Source organism: Vibrio sp. V03_P4A6T147, from assembly GCF_002241085.1.
Classification (GTDB): domain Bacteria; phylum Pseudomonadota; class Gammaproteobacteria; order Enterobacterales; family Vibrionaceae; genus Vibrio; species Vibrio anguillarum.
Genome location: NZ_NDIO01000060.1, coordinates 1 through 5,252, shown reverse-complemented (window position 1 = coordinate 5,252; position 5,252 = coordinate 1). Strand labels below are relative to the sequence as shown.

General features: G+C 41.7%; 5 protein-coding genes. 4 read left to right on the top strand and 1 reads right to left on the bottom strand.

Translation table 11 applies throughout. The annotated features are described in order from the left end of the window. From B9J84_RS02120 to B9J84_RS02100, 4 genes are all read left to right on the top strand, one after another. The coding region (locus tag B9J84_RS02120; protein WP_094123432.1) for a polysaccharide biosynthesis tyrosine autokinase at nt 1–1,615 on the top strand (1,615 nt) is incomplete at its 5' end. A gap of 2 nt (nt 1,616–1,617) precedes the next feature. Then, nucleotides 1,618–2,319: a VpsP family polysaccharide biosynthesis protein gene (locus B9J84_RS02115; RefSeq protein WP_094123431.1), complete on the top strand. Its 702-nt coding sequence runs from the start codon at nt 1,618–1,620 to the stop codon at nt 2,317–2,319. A gap of 551 nt (nt 2,320–2,870) precedes the next feature. Then, a complete protein-coding gene (locus tag B9J84_RS02105) occupies nt 2,871–3,485 on the top strand; it encodes a hypothetical protein (RefSeq protein ID WP_094123429.1) in 615 nt (204 codons plus the stop codon). Nucleotides 3,486–3,556: 71 nt separating this feature from the next. Then, on the top strand, nt 3,557–4,873 hold the full coding sequence (locus B9J84_RS02100) for an O-antigen ligase (protein ID WP_094123428.1): 1,317 nt from the start codon (nt 3,557–3,559) through the stop codon (nt 4,871–4,873). Between the two features lie 175 nt (nt 4,874–5,048). Here B9J84_RS02100 and tnpA read toward each other — a convergent pair. Next, nucleotides 5,049–5,252: IS200/IS605 family transposase (gene tnpA / locus B9J84_RS02095; RefSeq protein WP_143698824.1), on the bottom strand; the 204-nt coding region annotated here is incomplete at its 5' end.

Sequence of the window (5,252 nt, the reverse complement as noted above, 5' to 3'; positions counted from 1 at the left end):
AATTGGTAATGTCTTTATGGATAGTCATATTGAAGATAAACTTCAAGTGGAACTAAAAGCAAATAGTTGGCTCAATAATCGGATGGGTGATTTGCGAGAAAAACTAAAAGAGTCTGAAGTTCAGTTACAAACGTTTTTGAAATCTGAGGGGCTGGTCGATATCCAAGGCGTTGAAAGCTTAGCATCTCAAGAACTCGAAGAACTCACCTCTCAATTAAATAAAACGAGAGATAGACGTGTTGCAGCTGAAACACTCTATCTGGTGGCACAAACTTACAGCCGCCAAGACAGTGATCTTTCAGCACTTGCTTCTATACCTGAGATATCTAACCACCCGACGATTCGAGATGTTAAATTAGCAGAAGTACAAGCTGAGCGAAAAGTTTCAGAACTATCAAAACGCTATGGAGATAAACACCCAAAACTCAAAGCAGCACAAGCCGAACTAGCCTCTGTTAAACGCAATTTAAATTCCGAACTAAAACAGCTACTAAACGGGATCAACAATGAGTTACAGGCTGCTAAGCAAGCAGAGAGTTCTTTGCACCGGGAACTTGAGAAACGCAAATCAGAGTTTCAAAGCCTCTCCGTAAAAAATGCAAGATATTCAGAGCTAAAGCGCGAAGTCCAAACAAACCGAGAGTTGTTTGATCTCTTTTTAAGTCGTCAAAAAGAGACCAGTGCATCGAGCGACTTTAATGCTACGATTGCTCGTTTTACCGATTTTGCCAATCCGCCCCTCGCCCCAAGTAAACCGAATCGTAAACTGATTGTATTGTTAGCGTTTGTCGCTTCGTTTGGTTTGGCGTGTGTTGTTGCTTTCATTGCTGATGCGGTAAACGATACATTCCTTGATATAAAACAGGTTGAAAAACAGTTATCACTAAGCTTGCTCGGTATTATACCGGCAATTAAAACTCGAGGCCCCCTAACGCTAAAAACCTATTTTGATTCGAAACACCGAGAGCTCACAGAAGCGATTAGAACCGTTCGGACTGGTTATTTACTTGCCAACACCAACAAAGAGCATCATGTGGTAATGGTTACTTCTTCACTGCCTGAGGAAGGAAAAACAACCTCGAGTATCAATTTGGCTTTTTCACTGGCACAAATGGAAAAAACACTGCTGATTGACTGCGATTTGAGAAAACCATCGGTTGCACACCGTTTTGGCATCTCTGGTTCACAGCCAGGAATGAGCAACTTGCTCATAGGTACGCATACCATAGAAGAGTGTCTCTATACCGATGAAGAATCAGGGCTTGATGTTTTGACTTCAGGAGTCGTGACAGACAATCCTCTTGAACTTATCTCCTCGCCTAAGTTTGCCTCACTACTCGAAGAGCTTAAGACACGCTATAGCAGAATTGTGATTGATACACCTCCGTGTTTAGCCGTTAGTGATGCATTTATGCTATCGCAGTACGTGGACTCGACCATACTAGTGATCAATGCTCCACAAACACGTACTAAAGTGGCTAGAGATGTGGTCGGGCGCTTAACGCAGCAAGGAGCGAGAATTGATGGCGTCATATTGAACAAACTGAACACCAAAAAAGCCTCTAATTATAGCGGTTATCATCAATATCAATCCTATTACGGCCCAGAAAAATAACCATGACGGTCGTGAATCACCCTTTTTTAGCCCATGCTTTACGTTTGAGCATTGGGCTAACTGCGCTCGTTACTCTCTATTTTGCATTTCATTTTTTGACGGCGTCCATTTACGCGCTAGCAACAGAAAGAAACATCGACTACTGGACAAAGCACAGTGATGGTGTAACTTCAGAGCAAGTGAATGAAACAAAGGCCATGATACTAAAGGCACTACAGCACCACAGAGACCATCCTCACTACCACAATTTACTGGGTAAGGTCTATGAGTGGGAAGCCTATTTGGGCGATGATGTAGGTAAAGAGAGCCGCTTGCTCAATGCAAAAAAGGCCTACTTGGAAAGTGCATTATTGAGACCTACTTGGTCAGACACATGGGCTGATTTATTGGTGATTGAAACTCAGTTGAAAGGGGAAAATATTGATCTCTATTTTGCACAAGCCGACAGATATGGGCCTTTTACACCCAAAGTGAACAACACACTTTCCCAGATTGGCCTTAACCATTGGTCTATTTTTTCAGCGCCGCAGCGAACTATCATTATTGATCACACCGCAAGAGCATTAGCTCATCCTCAAAGCCGAGGAGAAGCCTACCAATATCTAAAATCAAACGGTCTCTTAAAATTTACCTGTGCAGCTATTATTTATAACTCTCAACGTTATACTGAGAAAAATAGTCTCTGCAAGAGAGCGCTAGAGTGATCTCGATGATAAAACGTTACTCAATAAACCGGCCTATCGCCTTGTTAATGTTAGTCTTGCTTTCTCTTAGTACGGCTTCGCTATCACTGGCAAAAACACTGAATATTCATGCTGAGATATCGATATTTTTGGAAAAGTCACTCGGCGGTGATATTTATCTCCACTTTACACTTGCGCTATTCATTACCTTGGTTTTTATCCGAGTAATTTCCGCCACTCTTCCCCCTATACAGAGCATCTTTCTCGCCATAGTTATCGTCTCGACCTGTTGCGTAATTGATGAAAGTTTACAAATGTTATCGCGTTCACGATCATTCTCTTTGCTCGATTTAGGGGCAAGCTTACTTGGTATAACAATGGCCTCAATAATCTATTACGTTACTAGCAGACTTCAATCTTCAAACTTATGCTCCAAACTAAGACAACCTCGCGCATAAAAACGCCTTAAGAATGAGAATCGAACCCTTATTAACAGAAGTACGATATCACTGGATGTACTACTTCACTTATAATCATCGCAACAGTAAATCGTAGGCTTTTAGGACTTACCAATGAAAAAATCACTATGGATATTTTGGATTGCTATTTCAGCTTTGCTGGCTAGTTCAAGGTTATATGCCGAAACAGAAATTACTTGTTCACTTTATAAAAACCATAAAGTGGCCACAGACACAATAAGAGCCAGCCTAGAACAAGCAGACGATGCCATTATTTCTCTGCAAGCTTTAATGAAACTATGCCCAAGCATGGCACTGGAAATGGCGGACCTAGCGTCTACTCTACACCCACAACTAGTACTCGATATCTTCAATACGGTATTTGACCATATATCGAGTGACCAAGTCGCAGCTTTGACTGCAATACTCGTTAAAAATGCACCTCAAGAGATGCGTTCTGAAGTCATTCAGCTTGCTGTCACTAAATCACCAGAGTCAGCTCAAGCTATCGTTGATGCTGTTATTGCAATGGATTTAATGGACTCAACCGATGTGATTGTTGCTGCAATCTCCGGTGGCGCTGACCCAGCGACCATTACTGAACCGACAGCGGCAGGTACTCCATCGGCTTTACCTGGTGGCTTACCTCCAGTCGCAACGGTGCCAGGTAACACCACAACACTTGGAACCGGCAATGGCAGTGGTGGTGGTACCGCTTCACCAAACTGATCGCTTAATTCGATGCTTTCATCCAGTTTAGGGCCGGCATATTCCTGCCCTTCTTAATTGATATTAATAGTATGCGTCTAATAGAAAAATCCATTTTCCCAATATTTCTCATTTTTATATTTTGGCTGCCCATACCTTTAGGTAGTAATCGCCCATTAGCATGGTCATTCAATGAAATCTGGATTGCATTGCTGCTTATTGCCTGTTTATTCAACTACTCTTTTGAGCACTGGAAAAACTGTCTGATAAAGGGAAAATTAGTCATCATTCCCATCGCACTTATCACTTGCTGGTCATTCATCCAAAGTATTCCACAACTTGGTATAACTCAGGATCCTAGTTTAGTCTTTGTCTCTGCAATCAAATCGCTCCACTATTTCCAGTTTTGTCTTATTGCTCTTGTCCTTATCGACACACCTAAAAAATTAAAACTTCTCGCAGTAGTCATGGTTAGCAGTGGAATTTGCCAAGGCTTTTACGCTGGCGTGATTTTGCTACTCAACCTAGATCATTCGATAATTTTCAAGCTGCCACTAGGAAATAGAGCCTCCGGAAGCTTTGTCTATCATAATCATCTGGCAAACTTCTTGATGCTGAATCTCTGCATTGGATTTGGCTTATTAATTGCAAAACTCGATAGCTCACACAAAACCGGATTTAGAAATATCACTAAACAGTTTTTAGCCGTGTTGCTGTCTGATAAAGCCTTTGTACGTTTAGGGCTCGTGATCATGGTGATTGCATTAGTCTTAACACGCTCAAGAATGGGAAATATGGCTTTCTTTATCGCCCTAACCGTAGGTTGTGTGCTGTTGCTATTGTTTTACAAGCCGAAACCCAAAAGTGTTTATGTGCTTATAATCAGTTTATTCATCATTGATACGTTCATCGTGAGCCAATGGTTTGGATTGGAGAAAGTCAAACAACGTCTTATTGAAACTAGCTTGGAAAGTGAATCAAGAGATGATGTTGTCAGATATTCCCTAGTTGCAATACAAGAAAGGCCTCTGACTGGCTTTGGGGCTGGTACTTTCTACTCCACTTTTCCTTCCTACAATCAAGGGAAAGTAAAACTGTTTTACGATCATGCTCATAATGACTACATCCAATTCACCTTAGAATCAGGCCTTGTCATGGTTTCGATATTAGGTGTAATGATCTTAGTCGCCGCCCAACGCGCATTTTATGCGTTTAAAAACCGCAGAAATAGATTGATGAAAGGGATCGGATTATCATCCATGATGGCTATTATTGGTATGTTGATACACATGAGTGTTGATTTCCCACTTCAAGCTCCCGCAACAACACTTTATTTCTTGCTGTGTTTATTAATGGGACACTGGGCAAATTCAATGCCGAGTCTAGTCACTCGTTCAAAATACTCCTGATATATAAAAACGACTTGAAGTTGCAGGTAAACGAATGTTTCCAACACCGCGCAGCTTCAAGTAGGAATGGTATACGTCCAGAGCAATCCCTACTCCATATCTGGTTAGTAAAAATCCGCCTTCTTAGAAGGCGGCTTTGGTTTATAGCCCCCTATAAGGGGGCATCCCTGCGCTGCTAGTTTATCTTCAACTCTAACTGCGCCTCATATTCTTGATCTTTCTTGTCTTGGTGCCTTACGTAACGCCTGATGATTTCTTCATTCACACCAACTGTGTCAACAAAGTATCCCCTTGCCCAAAAATGATTACCCCACAGTTTCTTTCTTATATGTGGGAACTTGTTAAACAAGCGGATTGCTGAACGCCCTTTCAATACTCC